General features: G+C 50.9%; 17 protein-coding genes and 1 tRNA gene. 16 read left to right on the forward strand and 2 right to left on the reverse strand.

All coding sequences use genetic code 11. The annotated features are described in order from the left end of the window. Window positions 1–158 precede the first annotated feature (158 nt). On the forward strand, window positions 159–521 hold the full coding sequence (locus CFLAV_RS00280; protein WP_007412564.1) for a cupin domain-containing protein: 363 nt from the start codon (window positions 159–161) through the stop codon (window positions 519–521). Here CFLAV_RS00280 and dinB read toward each other — a convergent pair. Further along, on the reverse strand, window positions 506–1,612 hold the full coding sequence (dinB, locus tag CFLAV_RS00285; protein WP_007412565.1) for a DNA polymerase IV: 1,107 nt from the start codon (window positions 1,610–1,612) through the stop codon (window positions 506–508). The genes CFLAV_RS00280 and dinB overlap by 16 nt on opposite strands. A 169-nt stretch (window positions 1,613–1,781) precedes the next feature. Here dinB and CFLAV_RS00290 point away from each other — a divergent pair. Then, window positions 1,782–1,856, forward strand: a tRNA-Thr gene (locus tag CFLAV_RS00290). A gap of 185 nt (window positions 1,857–2,041) precedes the next feature. Here CFLAV_RS00290 and CFLAV_RS00295 read toward each other — a convergent pair. After that, window positions 2,042–2,965: a HEAT repeat domain-containing protein gene (locus CFLAV_RS00295; protein ID WP_007412567.1), complete on the reverse strand. Its 924-nt coding sequence runs from the start codon at window positions 2,963–2,965 to the stop codon at window positions 2,042–2,044. Window positions 2,966–3,304: 339 nt separating this feature from the next. On the opposite strand from CFLAV_RS00295, the gene argZ reads away from it, so the two are divergent. The 14 genes from argZ (at window position 3,305) to CFLAV_RS00365 (ending at window position 23,075) form a co-directional block, all read left to right on the forward strand. After that, complete coding sequence (gene argZ, locus CFLAV_RS00300) at window positions 3,305–5,419, forward strand: bifunctional arginine dihydrolase/ornithine cyclodeaminase (protein WP_007412568.1); 2,115 nt, start codon at window positions 3,305–3,307, stop codon at window positions 5,417–5,419. Between the two features lie 486 nt (window positions 5,420–5,905). Beyond that, complete coding sequence (locus CFLAV_RS00305) at window positions 5,906–6,889, forward strand: AAA family ATPase (protein WP_007412569.1); 984 nt, start codon at window positions 5,906–5,908, stop codon at window positions 6,887–6,889. A gap of 138 nt (window positions 6,890–7,027) precedes the next feature. Further along, window positions 7,028–8,050, forward strand: a complete 1,023-nt coding sequence (locus CFLAV_RS00310) for a DUF58 domain-containing protein (RefSeq protein ID WP_150107189.1) — start codon at window positions 7,028–7,030, stop codon at window positions 8,048–8,050. Window positions 8,051–8,053: 3 nt separating this feature from the next. Then, a complete protein-coding gene (locus CFLAV_RS00315) occupies window positions 8,054–10,135 on the forward strand; it encodes a BatA domain-containing protein (RefSeq protein WP_007412571.1) in 2,082 nt (693 codons plus the stop codon). Beyond that, a complete protein-coding gene (locus tag CFLAV_RS00320; protein WP_007412572.1) occupies window positions 10,132–11,862 on the forward strand; it encodes a hypothetical protein in 1,731 nt (576 codons plus the stop codon). The genes CFLAV_RS00315 and CFLAV_RS00320 overlap by 4 nt, the downstream gene beginning before the upstream one ends. Further along, entirely contained in the window at window positions 11,852–12,343 is a 492-nt protein-coding gene (locus CFLAV_RS00325; RefSeq protein WP_007412573.1) for a hypothetical protein, read from the forward strand. The genes CFLAV_RS00320 and CFLAV_RS00325 overlap by 11 nt, the downstream gene beginning before the upstream one ends. Beyond that, window positions 12,337–15,222 (forward strand): coiled-coil domain-containing protein, encoded by a 2,886-nt coding sequence (locus CFLAV_RS00330; protein ID WP_007412574.1) that lies wholly within the window; start codon window positions 12,337–12,339, stop codon window positions 15,220–15,222. Before CFLAV_RS00325 ends, CFLAV_RS00330 begins: the two co-directional genes overlap by 7 nt. Window positions 15,223–15,229: 7 nt before the next feature. Then, complete coding sequence (locus tag CFLAV_RS00335; protein ID WP_007412575.1) at window positions 15,230–15,928, forward strand: DUF4159 domain-containing protein; 699 nt, start codon at window positions 15,230–15,232, stop codon at window positions 15,926–15,928. A 4-nt stretch (window positions 15,929–15,932) separates the two neighbouring features. Beyond that, entirely contained in the window at window positions 15,933–17,336 is a 1,404-nt protein-coding gene (locus tag CFLAV_RS00340) for a multiheme c-type cytochrome (RefSeq protein WP_007412576.1), read from the forward strand. After that, the gene (locus CFLAV_RS00345; RefSeq protein WP_007412577.1) at window positions 17,333–18,109 is read left to right on the forward strand and encodes a thioredoxin family protein; all 777 of its coding nucleotides are present in this window, start codon (window positions 17,333–17,335) and stop codon (window positions 18,107–18,109) included. The genes CFLAV_RS00340 and CFLAV_RS00345 overlap by 4 nt, the downstream gene beginning before the upstream one ends. Before the next feature lie 84 nt (window positions 18,110–18,193). Then, window positions 18,194–18,808: a hypothetical protein gene (locus CFLAV_RS00350; RefSeq protein WP_007412578.1), complete on the forward strand. Its 615-nt coding sequence runs from the start codon at window positions 18,194–18,196 to the stop codon at window positions 18,806–18,808. A gap of 90 nt (window positions 18,809–18,898) precedes the next feature. Beyond that, window positions 18,899–19,351 (forward strand): DUF6714 family protein, encoded by a 453-nt coding sequence (locus CFLAV_RS00355; protein WP_007412579.1) that lies wholly within the window; start codon window positions 18,899–18,901, stop codon window positions 19,349–19,351. Window positions 19,352–19,468: 117 nt separating this feature from the next. Then, window positions 19,469–20,737 carry an MFS transporter gene (locus CFLAV_RS00360; protein ID WP_007412581.1) on the forward strand — a complete coding sequence of 423 codons (1,269 nt, stop codon included), beginning with the start codon at window positions 19,469–19,471 and terminating at the stop codon, window positions 20,735–20,737. A gap of 373 nt (window positions 20,738–21,110) precedes the next feature. Next, the gene (locus tag CFLAV_RS00365; protein ID WP_160164431.1) at window positions 21,111–23,075 is read left to right on the forward strand and encodes a non-ribosomal peptide synthetase; all 1,965 of its coding nucleotides are present in this window, start codon (window positions 21,111–21,113) and stop codon (window positions 23,073–23,075) included. The last annotated feature ends 28 nt before the right edge of the window (window positions 23,076–23,103 follow it).

The following is a 23,103-nucleotide window of genomic DNA, read 5'->3' on the forward strand; positions in this document are numbered from 1 at the left end:
AGCAATTTTACCGCAGGTCATGGATCATTCAAACTTCATAATTCGGAATATCTCATCAGCAATCGGGCGCATTTTGCTCATATGTCCCTGTTCCAGAAACCACAAATGACAGTTTTTTTTCCTTTGATTCCAAGGATGTCTTTGTCGCAACTTAGTTCATGCCAACACTTATTCAGAAACCAACCCGCATTGTAGCCGCAGGTAATAAACCTAAAGTTATTGAGGAATATATCGGGCGTGTAAACTCCGGAGATCAAAACTTAAGTATTGCCCGCATGCTGAGTCCTGGAGGTTGGGTGGAACCCGGACAGACACCCGAATTTGATGAGTATACGGTAGTGATTGCCGGAATGCTTCGTGTGACGCATAAGGGTGGCGTTATCGATGTTCAAGCGGGCCAGGCGGTAATCACCAGGGCAGGTGAGTGGGTACAATATAGTTCGCCGAATGCTGAAGGAGCGCAATATGTTGCCGTGTGTCTGCCGGCTTTTTCTCCGGGCACAGTTCACCGGGATGCTTGATTGCTTTTTTGTAGTTCCAAAGAAAATGAAAGTTGCCTGCTGATGGATTCGCCCAAACCGCTGACACCAAGTCCCAATAAACGAAGCGGGCGGGAGACGAGTTTCTCCCGCGCCAACAGGTAACAGCCAAGACGATAAATGTCGGCGGCTTCGGTAATCGGTTCCTCCACCGAAAGTTGGCGGGTAAGAGTGGTGAAATCACTATAACGCAGCTTAACCTGGATCGTTTGTGCTCCAATTTGTTTACGCTTGAGCTTGGCCGCAATTTCCTCGGCCTGCTCCCGCAGGCACGTCTTCAGAATCTTTCGATCTTCGGTATCCTTTAAAAATGTATTTTCACTGCTGATGCTCTTAATGACATCGCCTGTATCCAACTGTCGGTTATCCTCACCGAAACTGAAACGCTTCAAGGTCGGGCCAAATGAGCCCACCATGCTGCGAAGATCCCCGGGAAAGTCTTGCAGATCTCCAATCGTTTCGACACCGGATTTCTTTAACATTTCTTCGGTTACTCTGCCGACACCGGGAATCGCCCGGATTGGCATTGGACGAAGAAACAATACCTTATCACGTTCGGGGATAAGCGTAAGTCCATTGGGCTTGTTAAAATCGCTGGCGATTTTGGCGAGAAGTTTGTTTGAGGCAATCCCGATGCTGGTTGTAAGGCCTCGTTCGCTAAAAATTTTATCCTTGAGCTGTGCTGCCAGCGGAACGGCACTCAGCAGACTTGAGTCCAGATCCGAGCGCTGGCAAACCGGCGAAAGATCCAGATAAGCTTCATCAATCGATACCTGCTCAATGATCGCGCCGGAGGCGGCCACAATCTGCATGATTTGGTTGGATTCCGCCCGGTAGTGATCCATGCGCGGCCGAATGAAAAAGCCATCGGGACATAGCCTTTTGGCGACCACGCTTGGCATGGCGGAACGCACCCCGAACTTGCGCGCCTCATAGCTGGCAGCACAGACCACTCCCCGTTGTGTGGGCGGTGCGCCAACAATCAACGGTTTCCCCCGCAATTCCGGGTTGTCCCGTTGCTCCACCGAAGCGTAGAACGCATCCATGTCGAGATGGAAAATAACGCAAAACATGAGTTCCAATAAACGTCCGACCTATTAAATCAAATGTGTCGAGACTGCAAGGTTACAGAAAGATCACACCGTTAAAGTTTTAACGTTGTATAGCTGAATCAGAAATGGCAGATTGAAAACATTGACGGGACAACACTTGTCTGCAATGTATTCTCGTCGCTAGATTTAAGCCAGTTTAGCTCAGCGGTAGAGCAACGGTTTTGTAAACCGTCGGTCGTCGGTTCGATTCCGACAACTGGCTCCATCTCCAATGTGTGTGTATCAAGGGGTTTGGGAGGTGGACGATGAGTGGCCTTCAGAATAAGCTCCATTATTTCGGTGACAAGAGTGCGATCATCCAGCCACGCCAGGTGAAAATCATTGAACCTCTGACGCCTCGTGAATTAATGACGTACCAAGCCCTCGAAATAATTTTACCCCGTTTGCTTTTCATTTCACGCTGGCTTTGGCGGCAGCATCCGGATCGATGGCCTTAAGTGCAGTGTCTATCTGTGGTTTAAGGAAGCTATTATTCTCCTTCATCAAATCCAGCATGGCAGGAACTGCATTGGAGGCCTCCGTTCCAAATTTGCTCAAACCCGCCAGGGCTCCGAATCGCAAGTCCATGGAAGGGGATGAAAGCCGGGTGATGAGTAAGGGAATGACGCGCTCCTTTTCTTGTCCGATCATCCCGAGTGCCCATCCCGACAATGCATGGACACCGTTATTGCGATTGGTCCCGGCCGAGATCAAAGCTTCCATTGTTTCTGGTGTTGCGACCCGTTGGTGACCCAGGGCCCAAACCGAGTAAATGGCAGACCAATCATTCGTGCTGTTGAGTGTCCGAGTAAGTATGCTCCAGCCTTTAGGGCCGACAGCAGACAAGGCGGCGGCTGCGCCCTTGGATCCTTTCTTATCAAAAAGCGCCTGGGTTAACTCTGGCAGAACCGGTTCGGCCATTGGTCCCAAGGCGTCGAGTGCGAGCACCGCGCGTCTTCGCGCGACATTGGGCCTGGGAAGGTTAATCGTGATCCACGATTCCCTGGCGCTAATGTCTTTTAGTTTTTCCATGAAACGAGAATCCTTGTTGGTCAGTGCATGGAGAAGATAGGGAAAGCTGTTGGTTCCAATTTGGCGTATGGCTTCAGCAGCTCGTTCCTCTTCGGGTGAACGCGGTGAATGCCATTCATCCCACATTAGGCCCCCATCTGTTTCAAAACCTGCCACTCCGTTTTTTGATTCCAATTGGTTGAGCCACGAGCTCAATGAACGCCCGGCGTAATGTGGTTCACGTGTATGGAGTATCAGCCACATAAGACCTCCAGCAAAGGCAATCAGCATGAAAGCCAACAGGGCACGGGACCTTTTCCTCATGGCTTCTATATAATTTGAGTCCACGGGCAGAGACGAGCGAAAAAAGAAGGAAAATATTACTGACCTCACAACCTTGCGGCAAGGTGAGTGGAAAGTGTGCAAAAGGCCGGTGTCGGCAGCCGCATTAATGAAACGATGGTCGTGTTTTGGGTTACTTAAAGCGGTTTTGCCGAAGCTATAATCCTTAAAGAATGCCAATTACATGAAGATGTGAGCAAGAGTGTTTTGTTCATCGAAGCGCCTTTGCTCGCGCGGGTTACATTCGACGAAATATGCGCTTCGGCGGGCTGAAATCAGGATGGTTTGCGCCGGACCGGGAACGGTCTTAACCTTACTCGCATGTCGCGGAAGATACAGTTCCTGGTATGCCCTCCAGACCTCTACAGTGTGGATTATGTCATCAATCCATGGATGGAAGGAAACATTCATAAGACCTCGCCCGCCTTGGCTTTGGCTCAATGGGATGGGTTGGTTAAGATTTTAAAGCACCATGCGGAAGTGGAGGAGATTGCGCCTCAACCGGGATTGCCTGATATGGTTTTTACTGCCAATGCGGGATTGGCAGTCGGAAAGAAATTTGCGCTCAGCCGGTTTTTGCCAAGGGAACGGCGTGGCGAGGAACCTTACTTCAAGAAGTGGTTTAAAAAGCAGGGATTTGAAATTTGTGAACTGCCGCCGGATCTGCCGTTCGAAGGCGCAGGGGATGCCTTGTTGGACCGTCGTGGAGAGGTCTTATGGGCAGGTTACGGATTTAGAACTGAGCTCGATGCGCATCCCTGGATCGCGCGGTGGTTGAATGTTGAAGTCTTATCCCTTCGCCTGATTGACCCACGCTTTTATCATCTGGATACCTGTTTCTGCCCGCTCGAACGGGGATATCTGTTGTATTATCCCCAGGCGTTGGATGCCTACTCGAATCGCCTGATTGAGCAACGTGTTCCTGAGGAGAAACGCATTGTGGTGTCGGAGGCAGATGCGGCGCGATTTGCCTGCAATGCGGTGAATATCGAAGACAAGGTGATTCTAAGTCAGGTTGGTGCGGAACTGCGGGCGAGGCTAGAAGCTGGAGGTTTCCAGGTGATTGAAACTCCACTTGGTGAATTTATCAAATCAGGTGGAGCGGCGAAATGTCTGACCTTGCGGATCACCGAACCCGAACCACCGCGACGCAAGGCCAAAACCGCGGTGCAAAGCCGTGAGCTTAAATTGGAAGGACATCTGCTTGATTCCGGTCTGTTGGAACGAGCGCTGGATTTGACTGTGCAGAGTGGCGGAAGTTTTCAGATATTGCATTTCAATCTTGGTAAACAGCGGCATAGCACCTCCAACGCCGACATTAGAATCTCCGCCCCCTCAGAGATTGTATTGGATAGAATCGTCAGCCAGATGATTGAACTCGGGGCAGTTGTTGCGCCACAGGATGAGGAGGATGCGGAATTAAAGCCGACGACCCAGCTCGGCGTGGCGCCGGATGATTTTCTTTCCACAACCATTTATCCAACAGAAGTGCGTGTGAAGGGCGAATGGGTACGCGTGCAGGACCAGCGCATGGATGGGGTGATCGTGGTGGACGAAAAGCAAAAGACCGCACGGTGCACTTTGTTCCGTTACTTGCAATTGGGAGATCGTGTTGTGGTGGGAAGCAAGGGCGTGCGGACCGTGCGCAAGACGGATTCACGCGAGGTGCCCGGCGGTTCGCAAGCCGAACATGAATTCTCTTTCATGGGCGCAGGTGTTTCGAGCGAAAGACGGGTGGAATTGACCGTTGACCAGATCGCCTGGGACATGCGCCGGATTCGCCAACAGGGAGGTAGAGTCGTGGTGGTGCCGGGACCGGTGGTGATTCATACGGGCGGAGGCGAGCATTTGTCATGGTTGATACGCGAGGGTTATGTGCACGGCTTGTTAAGTGGAAATGCCATAGCTGTGCATGATATTGAGCAGTCGCTCATGGGAACCTCCCTGGGAGTGGATTTGAAAATGGGCGGTTCGGTCGAGGGCGGGCACCGTCACCATTTGAAGGCAATCAATACCATCCGCGGTTGCGGGAGCATTGCCAAGGCAGTGGAGCAGGGCGTCCTGACACGCGGAGTCTTTTACGATTGCGTCAAAAAGGGAGTGCCATTCGCTCTGGCCGGTTCGATCCGTGATGACGGACCATTGCCGGATACGCAAATGGATTTGATCAAAGCGCAGGAAGAATATTCCCAGTTGATCAAGGGAGCTGAGTTGATACTGATGCTCTCATCCATGCTGCATTCCATTGGAGTCGGCAACATGACGCCTGCAGGAGTGAAGCTGGTCTGCGTGGACATCAACCCGGCGGTGGTCACAAAGTTGAGCGATCGTGGTTCCGTTGAATCAATCGGCATCGTTACCGATGTGGGACTGTTCTTGAACCTCCTCACACAACGGCTGCAAAAATTGCAGGGAACCGAACGAGAAGGAGCTTGATGCCGGCAGAAGTCGGTTAAGCTAAATCTTATACTAACCGAACCGCAAGTTGGGCATCGTGTTGCGACCGATATCCACTGACCCATAAAGTTTCTGTTTGCTTCTGCCGGGAGTTATTGCAGCTTGTTGAAGAGGAGAACTAATACTCGGCTCGCTAGAACCTCCAGAAGTAAGCGGGATTATACTTTCCTTTCGGCGCAATGTTTCCTTGCTGGTCCGTCGGGCGAACCTACGATGAGCCATGCATGGTGCGTTTGATTAAACGTCAACCAAAGGAGAATTCAACCGCGAGGCAAAGATGAAAGCAATCATTGTTGCTGAAGCCATACTTGGAGAAAGTTTATGATTCAAAACAGAATGGGCTCTTGTATGGAATCATGCAGGTTTGGGTGTCAAAAACAGGAGATCTTCAGACCATGTTCATATGGGGCGGTTTACCACTGGTAATTAACTGGAATCTTCGTAGAGTCGCGCAAACTTAATACCATGACTGAAATATCACCACAGTCTGTCAAGGAGGTATATGGGCGGATCACACAGGACCTGGGTAAAGTGATAGTTGGCCAGGACCAAATCATCCGGCTCCTCCTTGTCAGTTTATTTTCACGCGGTCATTGCCTCCTCGTGGGCGTGCCCGGGTTGGCGAAGACACTTCTGGTCAAGACGCTTGCCGAAGTGCTGCACTTGAGTTTCAAACGAATACAATTCACGCCCGACTTGATGCCGGCGGATATTCTGGGCTCCGATTTATTGCAGGAGAAGGATCGTCGATTGGAATTCGAATATCAGCCAGGACCGATCTTCGCGAACCTGTTGCTGGCTGACGAAATCAATCGCACACCGCCGAAGACGCAATCGGCCCTGCTCGAAGCGATGCAAGAGCGCAGGGTGACGGTGGGCGGAAAGTCACGGTCGTTGCCCGATCCCTTCCTCGTGGTGGCGACGCAGAACCCGATTGAACAGGAAGGAACCTATCCATTGCCTGAAGCGCAGTTGGATCGTTTCATGTTTTCACTTTACCTCGATTACCCGCGCAAGGACGAGGAGATGGAGATTGTGAAGCGCACCACCATCATGGAACTTCCGGAGTTAAAGCCCACGGTGACACTGGACGAAATCGTTCAGGTTCAGAAATTGGTGCTCGCCGCGCCGGTTTCCGATCACGTAATCGATTATGCCGTGGAACTGGCCACTGCCACGCGACCTAATCGATTGGGAGCCTTGCAGGTGGCAAAGGATTACGTGGAATGGGGTGCGGGACCCCGTGCGTCGCAATACCTGATTCTGGGAGCGAAGGCCCTGGCGTTGATGAAAGGCAAGCTCACGCCGGAAACGGAAGAAGTCAGAGAAGTCGCGATGGCCGTGTTGCAACATCGGGTGATCACGAATTATCGGGCAACCGGGGCGGGGAAGAAATCGCGGGATATTTTGGAAGCCATTTTGAAGGGAGTGAAGGAAAAGGAGTATTAGAATCCCCCTAGATCAATGGATATCCCATGAAAAGCCCTGACATGCAGTTTCTAATTAAAACTGAAATAACTGAGTAGCAAATGTATGGGGGAGGGGGGAGACAATTCAAAGGAAGAGAGCCGGCAGCCAGCTACTAATATGAGCGGTGCTGCTGGCAGACCGCCCGTTATCCAAAAGCCGCCGCCCGTTCCTGCACATTTGAAGGAGCCAAAGCCTGCGTCTGAACCAACCATTCTGGGCAAACCAATAGGCTTTCAACCAGCTGCCTTGCTCAATACGGAGGAGTTGGAGCGTTTCAAAAATCTCCTCGTTTTTGCCAAATCTACTGTTGAAGGTTACTACGTTGGCAAGCATAAGTCGCCGTTTCGTGGAGCTTCAGCCGAGTTCGCGGATTACAAGGAATACGTTGCCGGCGACGACATTGCCCACCTGGATTGGCGGGCATACGGCCGAACCAGACGATTGTATGTGCGGCAATTCGAGGAAGAGACTGACATGGTGGTGTATCTCCTCGTCGATACCAGCGCCTCAATGCGCTATGCCGGAGAGAAACGCCAGCCGAAATTCTATTTGGCGGCAAAAGTCGCCGCCGCCCTCACTTACCTGATGCTTAAGCAAGGAGACAAGGCCTCCTTGACTCTCTTTTCCAACAAGGTCAATCAATTCATCCCACCCGGCGGAACGCGACGCCATTTGCATCGCATCGTGACTGAGCTGGAACGGGTCAGGCCAGCCGCGACAACGGGCGTTACGCAGGCTTTGAATGAGTGTGCGGGAATCTTCAAAAAGCGTGGACGTTTGGTCGTGATCTCCGATTTTCTGGATGACAATAGAAACCTGTTCGAAGCCTTGGGACAATTCCTGCATCGCAAGTTCGAGATATTGCTGCTGCATGTGGTCGATCCCGATGAGTTGCACCTGCCGAGCTTCACCGTGGCAAAGTTCGTGGACATGGAAACGAGCGAAGAGGTGCAGGTTGACCCGGAGGAAATACGGGCATCCTATCGCGAAAATATGAAAGGAACCATTGATGCGCTCGCTCGGGAAGCTGATTTGAGGCAGATAAATCATACGTTGTTGGACACCACCAATCCTTACCTGGCCGCGATTGAGGCGTATCTCGGTTTTCGCGGTGCCAACAACGTCCTTGCGAGGCCATAGCCAATGTCGTTTCTAAATGCATCATTACTTTACGGCTTAATACCCTTGGTGACACTGCCGGTGATCATCCATTTGTTGAATCGCAAATTTCCAAAACTCTTCTCTTTTTCATCCATTAGGAATATCAAGGAAACCGTTGCTCGAAGATCCAGTTTGTTCAAGTGGCGGCACTGGATTCTCGCAATGTTGCGAACCGCATTCCTGATTCTTTTGTTATTAGCCTTTCTCAAACCAGCTTTGCCGAAGTTTGGCTCCTCGACCAAAACTGACGGGAGCCGGCAGGTGTTGTTGCTCATCGACCATTCGTTAAGCATGGAATACAAGGGCGATGGAGTAAGTTGCCGTCAGCGAGCAATTGTGGAAGCTGATAAGTTGCTGAACACCCTCGGCCCGGAAGACCTTGTGAATGTCATGTTGGTGGGACAAAATCCGTCGACTTGCTTCGTGGAGTTCTCCCGGAACCATGCGGATGCGAAACGGTTCATCGATAATCTTCGACCTGGATTTACGCGCGGCAATTTCAACCAGGCCAATGGAGCTGCTGCGCGATTGGTCTCTCAAAAGGGGAATCGTCCGGAAATCTATTACATCTCGGATTTTCAACGAAAGAACTGGGCCAATGTAGATTTTACTCCGTTGCCGGCAACGGCGCGGCTGTTTTTCGTGGATGTCTCCTCGAAGACGAAGGACAACCACGCAATTCTTGGCGCAACAATCAATCAAGCGGAAGTATTGGCTGGAGATACCGTGATGTTGGAAATCAGTGTAGGCAACTACAGTGAAAAACCCTTGCAGGATCGGTTGAAAGTCTTCGTGGATGACAAAAACAGCTTTGAAAAGGAAGTGTTTGTATCGCCATGGTCGGTGGGGAAAGTAACTTTGCCGGTGGCACCCGGAGCGCCGGGATTGCACCAATGCGAAGTACGACTCCCGGCAGATGGCTTGGAACAAGACGACCGGTTTTTCGTGACCATACCCGTGCTGGAGAAAGAGGAAGTATTGATTGTCTCCGATGATCCAAATCCTGAGAAAGATGCCGTTTATTTCGTCAAAACCGCGCTGAATCCGTACGAGAATTTGAAAGGCTCACTCCTTCCCCGAAACATCAAATCCGGAGAGATCACCGAAAGCCAGTTGGTTTCTGCCAAAAAGATTTTCCTGACACGGACCGGAGCTTTAACCGACAACGCCTGCAAAGCCCTGGCCAAGTTTTTGTTCAATGGAGGTGGCGTCGTTTATTTCCTGGATGGAAAATCCGACGCGGAAAATTTGCAGCGTTTGGAAAAGGTGATCGGACCGGGGACAATGCCCTTGAAACTTGGAGAAAAGCGAACCGTTGAGAATGTTGGAACCGGCGCGCAACAAATTATCAAGGGGGATTTCAAATCCAAGTATTTAAAGCTGTTTCGTGGTTCGACACGGCAGGATTTGGGGTTGCTGGAGTTCTACGACTTCTACAACGCCAGTTCTTCTGGAGCCGGTAACATCCTTTTATCCTATGCAGACGAAACTCCCGCCATGGCTTCGATGACCCACGGGTTAGGGACAATGTTGTTGGTAAATTTCTCGGTCGGCGAGTTCTCCAGTAACCTGGCGCGGCAGAAGATTTTTCCGGCATGGATCCAGGAGATGGTAAAGACCATTTCGAGCGAGGAACCGCCGCCGGTTTCCTACGTGGTGGGAGACAACGTTCAAACCGAGGTATGGCGAAACGATTTAAAGGAGAACAACCTCCGGGCGCCTTCCGGTAATCCGGTTGAGATAAAGCGGGAACTCGCAGGCGAGAGATATGCCATTTCCTTCGCCCCTCAGGAATTGGGTTTTTACACCCTCAAGCAAGGCAAAACAGTGGCCGCATTTGCGGTTAATGCTAGTCCGGACGAGTCGGATTTGCGGCAAGTCGATAAACAGTTATTGCCCGATTCCGTCAGGGAAGGGCAGCAGGCTCATTTCGTCGCGGGACAGGCGGACTACGAAGATCTCGTCAAGGGAAGGCCGGTGTTTCAGTATTTTGTTTACGCCGGATTACTGTTCCTTTTGTTGGAGATGGCCTTTCAACTCTGGATGCGGAGGCTGGCGACGTGAATCTTCTGCTAGCCAATTCTGAGCTCGTATTGGACCCGATGTTGCCAATGCCGATGGTCGTCCTGATCGGGCTGATAATGGCAGCACTAACGCTCGTTACATACAAGAGGGTTGGGTTCCGGGTCGGCAATTGGAAAAATGGATTGCTTACAATTTTTCGAGTGATTGGGATTGCACTTGTGATGCTGGTATTGCTTCAGCCATCCCGGTTGGAAGAAATTCCACCACCGATGCATCAAAAGGTGACGTTGGTGGCACTGGATACCTCGAGGAGCATGAAGCAAGCTGACGAGGAAAAAATGACAAGGTTAGAGGCGGCCGAAAACCTTTTGATGGATGCGGACATCGTTCCCCGCGACGGCGTGGTGAAGGACCCGGGCGTAAGACTATTTGAATTCGGTGAAGATGCAACCGCGGTTACGAAATCGATGATGGACCTGGCTCCCGCAGGAAATAGCACTCGATTTCATCGTTCCATCAACACCATGGTGAATTCATTAGGAGCCGATGAGGGAGCCAAGGCGCTGATTCTTTTTACCGACGGCCACGACTTTGAACTGGTGAATCCTTCCAAAACCGCCCTCATTGCCAGGGCACGCCAGGTTCCAATCTATGCCGTTGCACTTGGAAAGCAGGGTAAGGTGAAAGACACCTCGATTCACATCACCAGCTATCAGCCCTACACCTATGTAAAGCAGAAAGCACGCATTTCCGGAATGTTGCGGATGATTGGTTGTGATTACGAAGACATTCAGGTGGAATTGCTGCGTCAGAACAAGGTGGTACAGACCCAGAAAATAAATGCAGGGGAGAGTCAGGAGATGCCGGTGCAGTTCGAGGTGATGGAAAACGAAGTGGGTCAATATGAATACGAAATGCGCGTGATTCCACTGGAAGACGAAGTTGATAAGGACAACAACAGCGCCATTACTTATCTAAATGTCATTGATCAGCAGATTCAGGTTTTGCTGCTTGAAGGCTCACCCTACTGGGACACGACTTTTCTGCAACGCTCCTTGATGCGCAACGACAAGATTGATTTGGATTCCATTACCCACTACGCGCCACAGAAAGTGCGGGTGATCCGCAAGAAGCCTTCAGAGCAGGAATTGAAGGTTCCCGAAAAAGCTGAGGAATTTAATCATTATGACCTCATCATCCTTGGCCGGTCTGTCGAAAAGTTATTGAACCGGGAACAGCTGACCTTGCTTGAGAACTATGTAAAAAACCAGGGCGGAACTGTGATCTTTGGTCGCGGAAAAGCTTTTGATGGGGATTTGGCGAAGAATGAACTGGAGCCGGTGATTTGGGATGACAAGGTCAGCGAAAAGGTCCATTTGCAAATCGGTCGCGAAGGACAGGCTCTCGCACCGTTTCGAATTCTTACCGAGCAGTATGGCGGGTTGGATGCCGTGCCCGACCTAATCGCGGGACGGAATGCGCTTGAGAAAAAACCGCTTACGGCCACCCTGGCTTCGGTGCAGAGCGCAAACGGTGGTCAGCCGATGCCAGGCATCGTGCAGCGCCGATTAGGGCAGGGACAAGTCTTGAGTGTGGGAGTGGATGGATTGTGGCGCTGGGCGTTCAATGCAAAAGTGGAAAGGCGTCAACAACTTGTTCGACCGGTTCTGGGACCAGATGGTTTTGTGGTTGATGGCGGGGAGAGACTTTCTACCGAACCAGCAATTTTCCCTGCGAACGAGTTCAGCCAACATCATGCTGGGTGAGAAGATTTATTTCCGGGTAGTGATGCGCACTCCCAACGCACAGGTGAAGCAGGTGCCGATTGTTTATTATCTCGGAGATAAGGAGGTTGGACGAACCACACTGAATCCGGTGCCTGGACAGGATGGCTTGAGATTGATGGCCGAGTATCTGCCGGAAAAGGTGGGAAAATATCGCGCGGCAGTTAAATTCCCAGATGGAACGGCGCAGGAGTCCAGGTTCATTGTTTACCAGGAGGATTTGGAAGATACCGAAGTGGCTACGGACGTGGGGTATCTGAAACGACTTTGTGAAAGTAGTGGTGGACGACTCTTGACGCGAAGTGAATTGGGAAAGTTGAACCTGGAACTTAAGAATGAGAAATTGGACAGCACGCCGAAAACCAGGCTGGTTTCCATATGGGATAGAACTTGGTTTTTCTATCTAATAGGTTTACTGTTCGGCATCGACTGGTATCTGCGTCGAAGGTGGGGGTTATGCTAAAGGAGATTCACCCAATCGTCTCTGGTTTGGAGGCTGCGGATCGTTCCTTCCAAAAGGAACAAGGACGGGGATTCCTCTTGCGCGCCTGCTCTTACCTGCTGGGCTTCATTTTATTTTGCTTCCTCCTTGATCTCTTTTTGCAACTCACTTCAGGACCCCGGTTGGTCCTGCTTGCGGTCCTTGCAATACTTTTCGTAGGCGTGCTGGGGTGGAGTTTCTATGTAGCCAAGGTGCGGCGCAACCAGTTGGAACGCACCGCGCGCCTGTTAGAGACGCACGATCCGAATCTGGGTTCGAAACTGATTAATGTTTTGCAGTTGGAAGCAGAAGCCCACAATCCCAAACTCAATGCCCTGACCCGCCAGATGGCGGCCCAGGCAGTTGCCGGTTATGCCACGGAGTTGCGCGCAGTTGATTTTCCAAGGCTCGCGAAATCGGGTCGATTGGCAAAGGATTTGAGGCTGGCAGGAATCGCCGGTTTGGCTTTCGTGCTGATTTTGGGACTGTTTTACCAGGTCTCAACCACGGAGATTTTGCGCTTCGCTGATCCGCTTGGAGATCACCCGCCATACTCGTTTACGCAACTCGCCATTGTTGACCCTGGAGATAAGGGAGCACAGGTCGTTTATAACAAAAACTTCATCGTGAAGGTGAAGCACGGCGGACATCGCCCGCGTGAATTGTTTTTGACCTACTTCCCGGCAAATCATCCGGAACAGGCGGTGACGGTGCCTATGTTCGATAAGGGTAATCTCGGATTTTATCAGGAAATTTCCAGAATCAAAAATGACCTGGTTCTATTTGCCCACACCGGAAACAAACACAGCCTGAGCCGGCAGCGAAAACTCAATGTATTGCTCACACCGAAATTGGAAAGGGCTTTTGTGCAGGTTACTCCCCCGGCTTACACCGGCTTGAAGTTGGAGGAAAAGCCATTCGACTTTAAGAACCTGAAGGTTTTGGCTGGAACCAAGCTGCGTTTTCGCTTTCAGTCCAACCGGCCCTTGCGCGAGGGAACATTGGAGTTGGTCAAGTCCCCCACTGAAATTCAGCGGCTTCAGATGACCAAGTCGGGAGGAAACGAAATTGCTGCAACCGTCGATGCACATGATTCAGGACGACTGCGCTTTTCCATGGTTGATGTCGATGGCATAGGGTCGGAAGATCCATTTGAAGGCTCACTGACTGTCACCCATGATCTGGCTCCGGAAATCCAAATTGTAAGTCCCAAGCAGGATTGCTTCGTAGCCATGAATTTTAAGACGGAGGCGCTGATCGAGGCAAATGATGATTACGGATTGAAGATGGTGCGAATCCATCGCGCGCTAAACCAGGTTTACTCAGCGCCAAAGGTAATCACTTACGACAAAATTATCAGGAATGCGCGGGAGTCTGTAACCTTCGATTTCGAAAAGCTGGGAGTGAAATCCGGGGACGTGATTTCATTCTTTGCCGAGGCGGTTGACACGGCTCCCGAGGCCAATCTGGCCCGGAGTCAAACCATCAATCTGACCGTCATCACTGAAGATGAGTATAATCAATTTCTCCGTGAACAAAATGACATCAGCGACATCGAGGGTAAATATACCGACCTGCTGGATCAGTTTCACGATCAAGTCGAGCAACAGCAGAAAATTGGGGACGCCATCGGTGATCTGAAAAAGAAACTGACACACGCGGATGAGAAACAACAGCAGGCTTTGCAGCAGTCCCTCGACAGCCTCCTCGCAAAACAAAATGAGTTGAATCAAAAGCTGGGCAAAACGGCGGATAAGATGGACCAGTTCGTTCGACAGAAGCCGCTGTACGATATCGAAGCCGAATTTCAAAACAGCTTGAAGCAAAAGGCACAGGACATCCGGGATTCAACTGCCAAAAATAGTCAGGCTGCCGCAGATGTGGCCCGGCGGAGTTCCCCGGCACCCGGGCAACGTCAGATGGATCAAAAGATGATGGAAGATTTTAAGAAGGCGTCGGATGAACAACTGGCCAGGCTGGGTGCGGCTCAGGAACAGGCTGAGAAGGAAGTGGTTCAGACCATCGAGGACATGAGCCGGATGCAGGATATCCTGAAGGACTTCAACCACTTTACAGATTTATATCAGGCGCAGCAGGCACTCGCAGAGCAAACAAGGGCGTATAACCGTGCGAACACTTCGAATCGTGAAGATCAACTGGCTTTAAAGAATCTGGCGGCTGATGAAAAGCAGATGGCTGACGAGCTCAAGGATTTGGAACAAAAGCTTCGTGAAGATTCCAAGGCTGCCCAGAAGCTTTTTCCCAAGGGTGCCCAAAGTGCCAAAGATCTGGCAAACAAAATGAATAGCGCGAGGATGAATCCACTGGCTCAACAGGCGACCAGTTCCATGCTCGCGGCCAAGGGCGAAGAGGCGTTTCAATCCTCGGATCGTTTGCGCTCAGAAATGGAAAAACTCTTCGGCGAATGCAAGGCGCAGGGACAACAACAAGGCGAGGAAATGGATAATTATCTTAAATTGCAAAAGAAGATGGGGGCGGGAAACAGCTTTGCGCAAATGATGCAGTCCCATAAATTGGGTAACGGAAAGGGGCAGGGACAACAAGGCAAACAAGGCAGGGGAGCAGCCGGCAGTTCAGGCTACGCGGTGATGCAAGGTCCCAACATGGGAGTTCTCGGCAACGAATCGATGATTTCCAAAAGTGACGCAAGACAATCCGGCGGCAATGGCCGGAGCCAGGAAAAGCAAAAGCTCGGGAGCGATAACCTTTCCTACGAAAAACCCGAATCCACGAAGGATGTGAAATCGGTTAACCGTAAGTCCGAAGCGGTGACCTCGGAAACCACGGTCGATGAATACGGCGACATCGTGGATCAGTATTTTAAAGCCATAACCAAGTGAATGTGATATGAAGCTCAGCGCGGCAAACGGCGGTGGCGAGTGGTGGAAACTCGGCAGGACCTGCATCCTGCTCTCAGGAATGTTGTGGCTGGAAACCTCAGTGCGTTCTGCTGCACCTGTCGATTTAACTCGCATCCAATGCGGTAACCTCATTTACGCAGGAAACAAAAGCTCCGTTTGTTTTGCCGACAAATTTCTATCGGATGTTGCGCGCGATACCACGTTGGATGTGGGGAAACACTTCTGTCCGGTAAAGCTGGATGCGGACACCCTGTTTGATTATCCGTTTTGCGTTTTCTCAGGGAATGAATCATTCACGCTGACGCAACGGGAACGGGATAATTTAAAAAAATACCTGAGCAACGGTGGGTTTCTCCTGGCCAGCCCCGGTTGTTCGGATGAGAAATGGGATGCCTCCTTTCGCAAGGAAATGAGACTTTGCTTTCCAGAGGCGGCGTTAAAGAAAATTCCCATGTCTCACCCGGTTTTTTCGGTGGTGAATAAAATCACCCGGTTGGTGGACAAACACGGCGTGCTGGTGATGCTGGAGGGATTGGAACTTAATGGCCGGATCGTGGCGATCTATTCCAAGGAGGGAGTTAACGATGTGGCACATGCAGAAGGTTGCTGTTGTTGCGGGGGCAATGAGATTGCTGATCCTGCGAAAGTGAACGTAAATATTTTCACCTATTCCTTGCTCTACTGAACCGATGAAACGCTGGCTGGCGATAATCATTATCCTGATCGCAATGGGAGCGCTGGGTGGCTATTTCGCTTTCAGCAAAAATCCCAAGCCGGTTCCTGTGGATCTCACTGTTCTTTTTACCGCAGACACCCGTGGACGATTGGTTCCATGTGGATGTTTCACCGGGCAGTATGGCGGGCTCACGCGTCTAAAAACAGTTTTGGATAACGAACCTGTTCCCAATGGAATCCGTGTGGATGTTGGCAATGCCATTCGCGGCAAGGAGGATTACAACCTGATCGAGTATAAATATATGCTCAAGGCTTACGCTTCCATGAATTATGACGTTGTGAACCTTGGAGAACGGGAAGCACAGCTTTCCCTGGCACAATTGCAGCTGTTAAAAAGGGAATCACCCGTGTCACTTATCAGTGCGAATCTGCTGGATGACAAGTCCGGCGCGCGTATTTGTGAGCCCTATAAAATTGTGCAGCGAGGCAAGTACAAAGTGGCATTGTTAGGAGTCACTGACTCGCGCATTCAAACCGGCAACCTTGGTCCAGGAGTGGCCGTTGAGAAGATGGAGGTCACATTGGAAAAATTGCTGCCCGAACTAAAGCCCAAGGCAGATGTGATTATTCTGCTTGCGTTTACGGACGAGGAGACTTTAGCCAGGCTGGCCCAGGAGTTCTACGAACTGGATGTAATATTAGGCGGCAAAGTCAGCCAGCCTTCCCAAAAGCTGGACCACGAAAATCACAGTCTGATTCTCTATACCGCCAACGAGGGAAGGGCGCTAGGAGTTTTGAAAGTTCGGGTGTCAGGCAGGGCGAAGCTGGCCGGACTCGGACATGAGATTCTTCTTTTGCACGATAAAGTGCCCGAGGATGAAAGCGTTCGCGCACTGGCCGCTCAGTACCGTAACGAAGTTCGCACCACCAGGCTTGCAATCGATAATCCTGCAAATTTGCAGGACAACATGGTTCCCGGGGTAAAGGCCGCGGCAGAGTATGTTGGCACCGAGAGTTGTGTGGAATGCCATAAAACGGCTGCGAAAGCGTGGCATGATTCGGGACATGCTGAAGCGATGACGGCCTTGATCTCCAACCACGCTGATGCCGATCCAAATTGCATTCAGTGCCACACGGTAGGCTTCGGTTCTCCCTCAGGTTACCGGAGGGAATTTGCGGCAAAGAAAATGGCAAACGTCGGTTGTGAGAGTTGCCACGGGCCTGGAGGTTTGCACGTTGCGCAACGGCAGCAAAAATTGGCAATTACTTTCAAGTTTCGTCCATTGGCTGCAGGCGATTGCCAGAAATGCCACTACGGCGAATTCAGCCGGCCTTTTGACTGGAATCATTTCTGGCCTCAGGTGGAACATGGCAAGGAACCTTTGCGGACCGCTGGCTTGAAAAAGGAATCTCCATGAAAATTCCCAACCAACTCATTTTCGTCCCCCTGTTGATCCTATTGTTTGCCGGTCGGGTCACAGGTGAAGTAACCAATTGGAGCACCGATTTTACAAACACGCTCAAAACCGCCCAAGCCAGGCATCATCCTGTGCTGATGGAATTCACGGCCCCGTGGTGTCCCTATTGCAAAATGATGGAGACAAAGGTTTTCAAGGACAGGAAAGTTACCGATGCCTTGAACCAGTTCGAACGGGTAGCGGTGAACATTGATAATAATGCAGAACTTGCGGCCATGCATTCCGTGCATGGCATTCCTGCTTTCGTCATTCTCGATTCCGATGGTGAAGAGGTGGTGAAATCAAGCGGTTTTATGGAAGCTGAGCCTTTCACCCAGTTTCTTCAACAAGGCGTCACAAACCTCAGCTTTTCGGTGGCTCAGAAGGAAGAGTTTGATTCCAAAGCCCGCCAAGTCGAAGCAATGTTGAACTCCACCAATCCCAAGACAGTCCAGGAGGGGATTGCCATGGTGCTGGATTTTTGTGACCGAAAGGAAAAAGTATATCGGACTTTCGGTGTGGATAAGCTCTCTCTGCTCGCACAACGGCAGCCGGAATTGCTTCTCGAAGGCTTGAGAAACCCGGGATTGATGGCCCGCATCCGGGTTGCCAACCTGCTGCGGCAAAAGTTGGGTAATGATTTCAATATTGATCCGTGGGAAAAGGAGGAGGCACGCGAGAAAGCCATTCTTGAATGGAAGTCGCGGCTGGTGTCAAACCTTCCTCCGCGGTAGGTATGTTCATGGTTGCATCTAATTTCATTTGTGGTAACTATTGGCCATATGCTTGTTAAAGCCCGTTAAACGGAGCTTGGCACCATGAGCATCCTCGCCTCTCTTACGAAAAGATGGAACTACTCGGTCGAATGCCCGGGCAGCGGCCGGCTCCTCTATCGCGAAGGAAATCGCGAATTCATTTTTCCCGCCTACGAAGAAGACGGGGTCATTGTGTTGGCTGGTGTGCCTTCCTCTCAACGCGTCCGATTCTTTTTCAATTGGTACAAGGCTCATAGTGCATTCACCCCTGAGGACAGCCAACGCATCCTCCCGCGGATACGAAGCCATCTCAATGCCCATGGAGTTGAGGTGCGTATTTTTGCCCAATCTGACCAGGAAACGAAGGCATTCGAGTTTTACCCGGAATTGTTTGAATGTCGGAGCCAGGCATCTGCTATTTTGGAGGAAATCGGCTTCAACTGGTTTAGTGACTACGGTTCGATAGATATTCTCCACCATGAATACGGGCTGGAAATTTGCGGAATTCATGAAGAGGAAAGCATCGAACCAATTCTGCTGGCCTTGCAGCAGGGATTTCCGCAGTGGCACCACTTTGGTGCTTATCTTCATGATTATGGCCGGGAGCAGGGCTGGGCTCTTTCCATATCTCTCTTCCCTGCTGAACCATGCGGTTCAGGGTGGATCGACGAGAACTGATTCAATCCCGGCACCCATTTCTCTTTATTTGGTTTTTGACATGAACCCAGTCGAACACCTAATGTCTAGAGCTCTTGAGGCCTCATCTTTATGTCATTAAAACAGAGCATTGAAGAAGCTTTTGCCGATGTTACCTATCCGGGCGATAACAACATCACCCGTTGTCCGTACAATTGCCGGGAATGCCGCAGAATCGCGGAATATTTTAGGGGAAAACAATGGACTGGATATCCGGTTGAAGAATTGCGGAATAATAACGCCGCTCTGTCCCTGTTCACCCCGCAGGCCTTTCATTATTTCCTGCCTGCTTTCATGCTTGCTTCCATCGATTTCTACGAAAAAGGTGACGTGATACCGGATGCCATCCGGTTTCATTTTGAATACTGTCAGGAGGCCAAAGGTCATTTCGTAGTGCGAATGAGTAAATTGACCTCTGCACAACGCCAGGCAATCATTGATTACCTTATCTACATGGAAGACAAAGGCGCTGGTTCTTCTGAACACGCCATTGGCATGTTGAGTGAGGCATCCGAGTTTGCCTGAGTTACCTTTTCCACTCTCGCAAGCTTTTCTGAAAAATCCTTCACGATCATCAGCCCCGCTCTGGCCTCGACCAAAAGCGCAAAGCGGGTAAATTCATTCATATGTTGATGGCTTTGTATGAGCGGTTCTGAGCGTTCGACCGAATCAAGAGAAGCGCGTGATTCTGGACGGGCTGAGAGTCCGTATGCCGTGCTGCAGAACCGCGATTTTCTCTTATACCTTATCGGCAGGTTCATTGCGTCGTTTGGCCAGCAAATGTTGGGAGTGACGGTTGCCTGGGAGATTTATGAACGCACCGATTCCTATGCTGCCTTGGGAACCGTGGGGGTGGTGCAAATGGTGCCGATGTTTCTGTTCACTTTTCCGGCAGGTCATGTGGCGGATAATTATAACCGTAAGAGAATCATCCTTTGGGCGCAGTTGGGATTTGCGATAAGCTGCCTGGGGTTGACCTTCGTCTCTGCCTTCAGTGCTCCTGTTCTCTGGATGTATTGCTGTCTTTTCATCATGGGAGTTGCGCGCACTTATTTGTGGCCCGCGAGCGCGTCCTTTATGCCGCAACTGGTGCCGCGAAACCAGTTTTCAAAAGCAGTGACCTGGAATAGCGGATCTTTTCAGATTTCAGCCGTGGCTGGTCCAGCAATAGGTGGATTGTTGATCTCGCTGGCCCACAGTCCAGTGCTGGTGTATTCCATCGTTGCGGCGACTTCTTCCATCTGCTTCGTCCTGATCGCGCTCGTAAAAACCCATCATGCGGTGGCGTCCAGAGAAAGGATGTCCCTCAAGGGCCTGGTCGTCGGGCTAAAGTTTGTTTATCGAACCAAGATTGTTCTCGGGAGTATCACGCTGGATCTGTTCGCCGTCCTGCTGGGAGGTGCCACGGCAATGCTACCCGTTTATGCCCGGGACATTTTACACGCAGGCCCCAGAGGGTTGGGAATCCTGCAGGCAGCCTTGCCATTGGGATCACTACTCATGGCTTTAATCCTGGTGCACAGACCGCCATTGCAAAAGGCTGGTCCAACTTTGTTGTGGGCGGTTGTCGGTTTCGGACTGACAACCATCGCGTTTGGCTTTTCAAGGTCATTTTGGCTTTCATTCCTGATGCTCTTTCTTTGCGGAGTCACTGATTATATCAGCGTGGTTGTAAGGCATACTCTGGTCCAACTGCTTACTCCAGACGAAATGCGTGGACGGGTTTCGGCTGTGAACAGTCTTTTCATCGGTACGTCCAACCAAATGGGCGAGGCCGAGTCCGGATTCGTTGCCACCCTGACCGGTCCGGTATTCGCGGTGGTTTCAGGAGGCATAGGCACCATTATCGTCGTCGCGCTTGCGGCAATTTGGTGGCCAGAAATTAGAAAATACGGACGTTTGGATTCTTGAGCCGTAATTTCTCGTAGAAAGCAGACCTTCATTCAGTGATAACAACTTCCAAATTGTGGGCAGTCCATGACCATCTGAATTTGTTTTCCAGTTATTCCAAACTTCCCGAGCGCTGAATCACAATTTTAAATCGAGTTTTTTTGCAAGGATTTAAAAAAGATATAACCCCTTGATAGGCAGGGGCGTGTTTGGTAAAGCTCCATTTTTGTCAGGGAAAGTTTTCAAGGCAAGCAGTTGCACTCAGATCATTTATGTTGTAACGAGTTACTCCAGCGTGGTTTCAACTCATTTGCAGAAGGTTTTGAAGCAAAGCTAAAGATTCGATATAAACGCAGTGCCCCAAATGGAGTTCAAGCCAGAAAATGTTGTTTCAATGAAGCAACCTACCCGCCATCAACTTCTGGTGGAATGGAACGCCACAGCCTATACGTTTCCTGCTGGCCGGTGCGTTCATCAGCATTTTGAAGATCAGGCGGCAGCAACTCCGAATGCCGTGGCAGTCGGCTTCGGAAAGCAGACTCTTACATTTCGCGACCTCAATACGCGCGCAAACCAGGTCGCCCATTTTTTAAGGTCGTGCGGGGTTGGCCCTAATGTTCTGGTTGGCATCAGCGTGGAACGCTGCTTTGAAGCTGTGATTGGCGTTTTGGGAATTCTAAAAGCCGGCGGCGCATACGTTCCACTGGATCCTTCTTACCCGCAGGAACGGTTATCGTTCATGTTGCAAGATGCCAGGGCTCCGGTTCTTCTCACGCAAAGAAAGCTGATCGACAATTTGCCCACCACCAGTGCATCCGTGATTTGCCTTGATGCCGATTGGCAAAAGATTGCGGCGCACGGGACACACAATCCCGAGGCCACGGTCAGTCCTGAAAATTTAATTTACGTCATTTATACTTCCGGTTCCACCGGGCGGCCCAAAGGGGCGGGAGTGTACCATCGAGGCTTCATGAACCTGATGCACTGGTTCGTGACTGAGTTTTCGATTACTTCGGAGGATAACGTCCTGCTCGTCAGTTCCCTTAGCTTTGATCTGACCCAAAAAAATCTCTACGCAACCTTATTGTGCGGAGGACAACTTCACCTGCTTCCCAGCGGACCTTACGAACCTGGACAAATCGCAGGTCTGGTGCATCAGCACAGGATTACTCTGCTGAATTGTACGCCAAGTGCATTTTACCCATTGATCGAACCGGCAACCGTCCCGGCTATGGAAAGAGTTTCGTCTCTGCGGTGCGTGTTGCTCGGCGGTGAGCCCATTTCAATCCTGCGACTCAAACCCTGGCTCGAGAACGAAATCTGCCGCGCGGAAGTTGCTAACACCTACGGCCCGACTGAGTGCACGGATATTTGCGGATGTTACCGGCTGAATCGCGGGAACATGCATCGATTCGATTTCGTCCCACTTGGCAAACCGATTTACAACGTTCAACTTGCGATTCTCAATCCAGATTTATCTCTCTGCGACATCGGTCAGGCTGGCGAACTTTACGTGGCTGGCGAAGGTGTGGGCGCTGGTTACATCAATGATTCCGCGCTGACTTCAGCGAAGTTTATCAGGAATCCGCTGCCTGAAATTCCCGGCCCACTCATTTATAAGACAGGTGATCTTGTTCGCTACCTTCCGGATGGCAATATTGAGTTCCTCGGCCGTATGGACCATCAAGTCAAAATCCGGGGCTTTCGGATTGAACTCCATGAAATAGAGAACGCCTTGGCAAGTCTTCCAGCGATCCAGGAAAGCGTCGTGATCGTGCATCAGCCTTCTCCTCTGGGGCGGGGCGGAATTGCGTTCGCAGCCGATCCGAGGTTGATTGCCTATTACGTTCTTAAAAACGGCCAATCCCTTGAGGCAGCTGAAATACGCCAGACTCTCAGGCAAAAGTTACCTGATTACATGGTGCCATCTGCATTCATGCGGCTTGAAAGATTTCCTTTATCACCGAACGGCAAGGTCGATCGCAGGGCGTTGCCAGGTCCTGAGCTTTCTTCGACCGCACAAAACCCGGTCGTTTCGGTTCCCCAGACACAAGCGGAACAGGCCATTGCGAAAATCTGGCAGGAAGTTCTCGCAGGCGCTCAAGCAGGATTGGATGACAACTTCTTTGACCTGGGTGGAAACTCCATTCAACTCGCGCAGGTTCACAGCAAACTCTGCGAACAGTTCAAACTGGATTTGTCTATTACCAAGCTGTTCGAATTTACAACCATTGCCACGCTGGCTAGGCACTTGAGTGTTCAACCAGATGGTAAGCCCGGGGCGCAGGAGTTTCAGGATCGTGCTCGAAAACAACAGCAAACTCTGGCCCGCCAGAGACACCTCGCCATCGGTAAATAGTAGGAATTGAGGAGAGAAGGTGCACTCG

Source organism: Pedosphaera parvula Ellin514, assembly GCF_000172555.1.
Lineage (GTDB): Bacteria > Verrucomicrobiota > Verrucomicrobiia > Limisphaerales > Pedosphaeraceae > Pedosphaera.

What these genes read in the sequence shown, in the direction of transcription:
- CFLAV_RS00280 (WP_007412564.1), top strand. Translation starts at nt 159, where the DNA reads ATGCCAACACTTATTCAGAAACCAACCCGCATTGTAGCCGCAGGTAAT.
- dinB (WP_007412565.1), bottom strand. Translation starts at nt 1,612, where the DNA reads ATGTTTTGCGTTATTTTCCATCTCGACATGGATGCGTTCTACGCTTCG.
- CFLAV_RS00295 (WP_007412567.1), bottom strand. Translation starts at nt 2,965, where the DNA reads ATGAGGAAAAGGTCCCGTGCCCTGTTGGCTTTCATGCTGATTGCCTTT.
- argZ (WP_007412568.1), top strand. Translation starts at nt 3,305, where the DNA reads ATGTCGCGGAAGATACAGTTCCTGGTATGCCCTCCAGACCTCTACAGT.
- CFLAV_RS00305 (WP_007412569.1), top strand. Translation starts at nt 5,906, where the DNA reads ATGACTGAAATATCACCACAGTCTGTCAAGGAGGTATATGGGCGGATC.
- CFLAV_RS00310 (WP_150107189.1), top strand. Translation starts at nt 7,028, where the DNA reads ATGAGCGGTGCTGCTGGCAGACCGCCCGTTATCCAAAAGCCGCCGCCC.
- CFLAV_RS00315 (WP_007412571.1), top strand. Translation starts at nt 8,054, where the DNA reads ATGTCGTTTCTAAATGCATCATTACTTTACGGCTTAATACCCTTGGTG.
- CFLAV_RS00325 (WP_007412573.1), top strand. Translation starts at nt 11,852, where the DNA reads ATGCTGGGTGAGAAGATTTATTTCCGGGTAGTGATGCGCACTCCCAAC.
- CFLAV_RS00330 (WP_007412574.1), top strand. Translation starts at nt 12,337, where the DNA reads ATGCTAAAGGAGATTCACCCAATCGTCTCTGGTTTGGAGGCTGCGGAT.
- CFLAV_RS00335 (WP_007412575.1), top strand. Translation starts at nt 15,230, where the DNA reads ATGAAGCTCAGCGCGGCAAACGGCGGTGGCGAGTGGTGGAAACTCGGC.
- CFLAV_RS00340 (WP_007412576.1), top strand. Translation starts at nt 15,933, where the DNA reads ATGAAACGCTGGCTGGCGATAATCATTATCCTGATCGCAATGGGAGCG.
- CFLAV_RS00345 (WP_007412577.1), top strand. Translation starts at nt 17,333, where the DNA reads ATGAAAATTCCCAACCAACTCATTTTCGTCCCCCTGTTGATCCTATTG.
- CFLAV_RS00350 (WP_007412578.1), top strand. Translation starts at nt 18,194, where the DNA reads ATGAGCATCCTCGCCTCTCTTACGAAAAGATGGAACTACTCGGTCGAA.
- CFLAV_RS00355 (WP_007412579.1), top strand. Translation starts at nt 18,899, where the DNA reads ATGTCATTAAAACAGAGCATTGAAGAAGCTTTTGCCGATGTTACCTAT.
- CFLAV_RS00360 (WP_007412581.1), top strand. Translation starts at nt 19,469, where the DNA reads ATGAGCGGTTCTGAGCGTTCGACCGAATCAAGAGAAGCGCGTGATTCT.
- CFLAV_RS00365 (WP_160164431.1), top strand. Translation starts at nt 21,111, where the DNA reads ATGAAGCAACCTACCCGCCATCAACTTCTGGTGGAATGGAACGCCACA.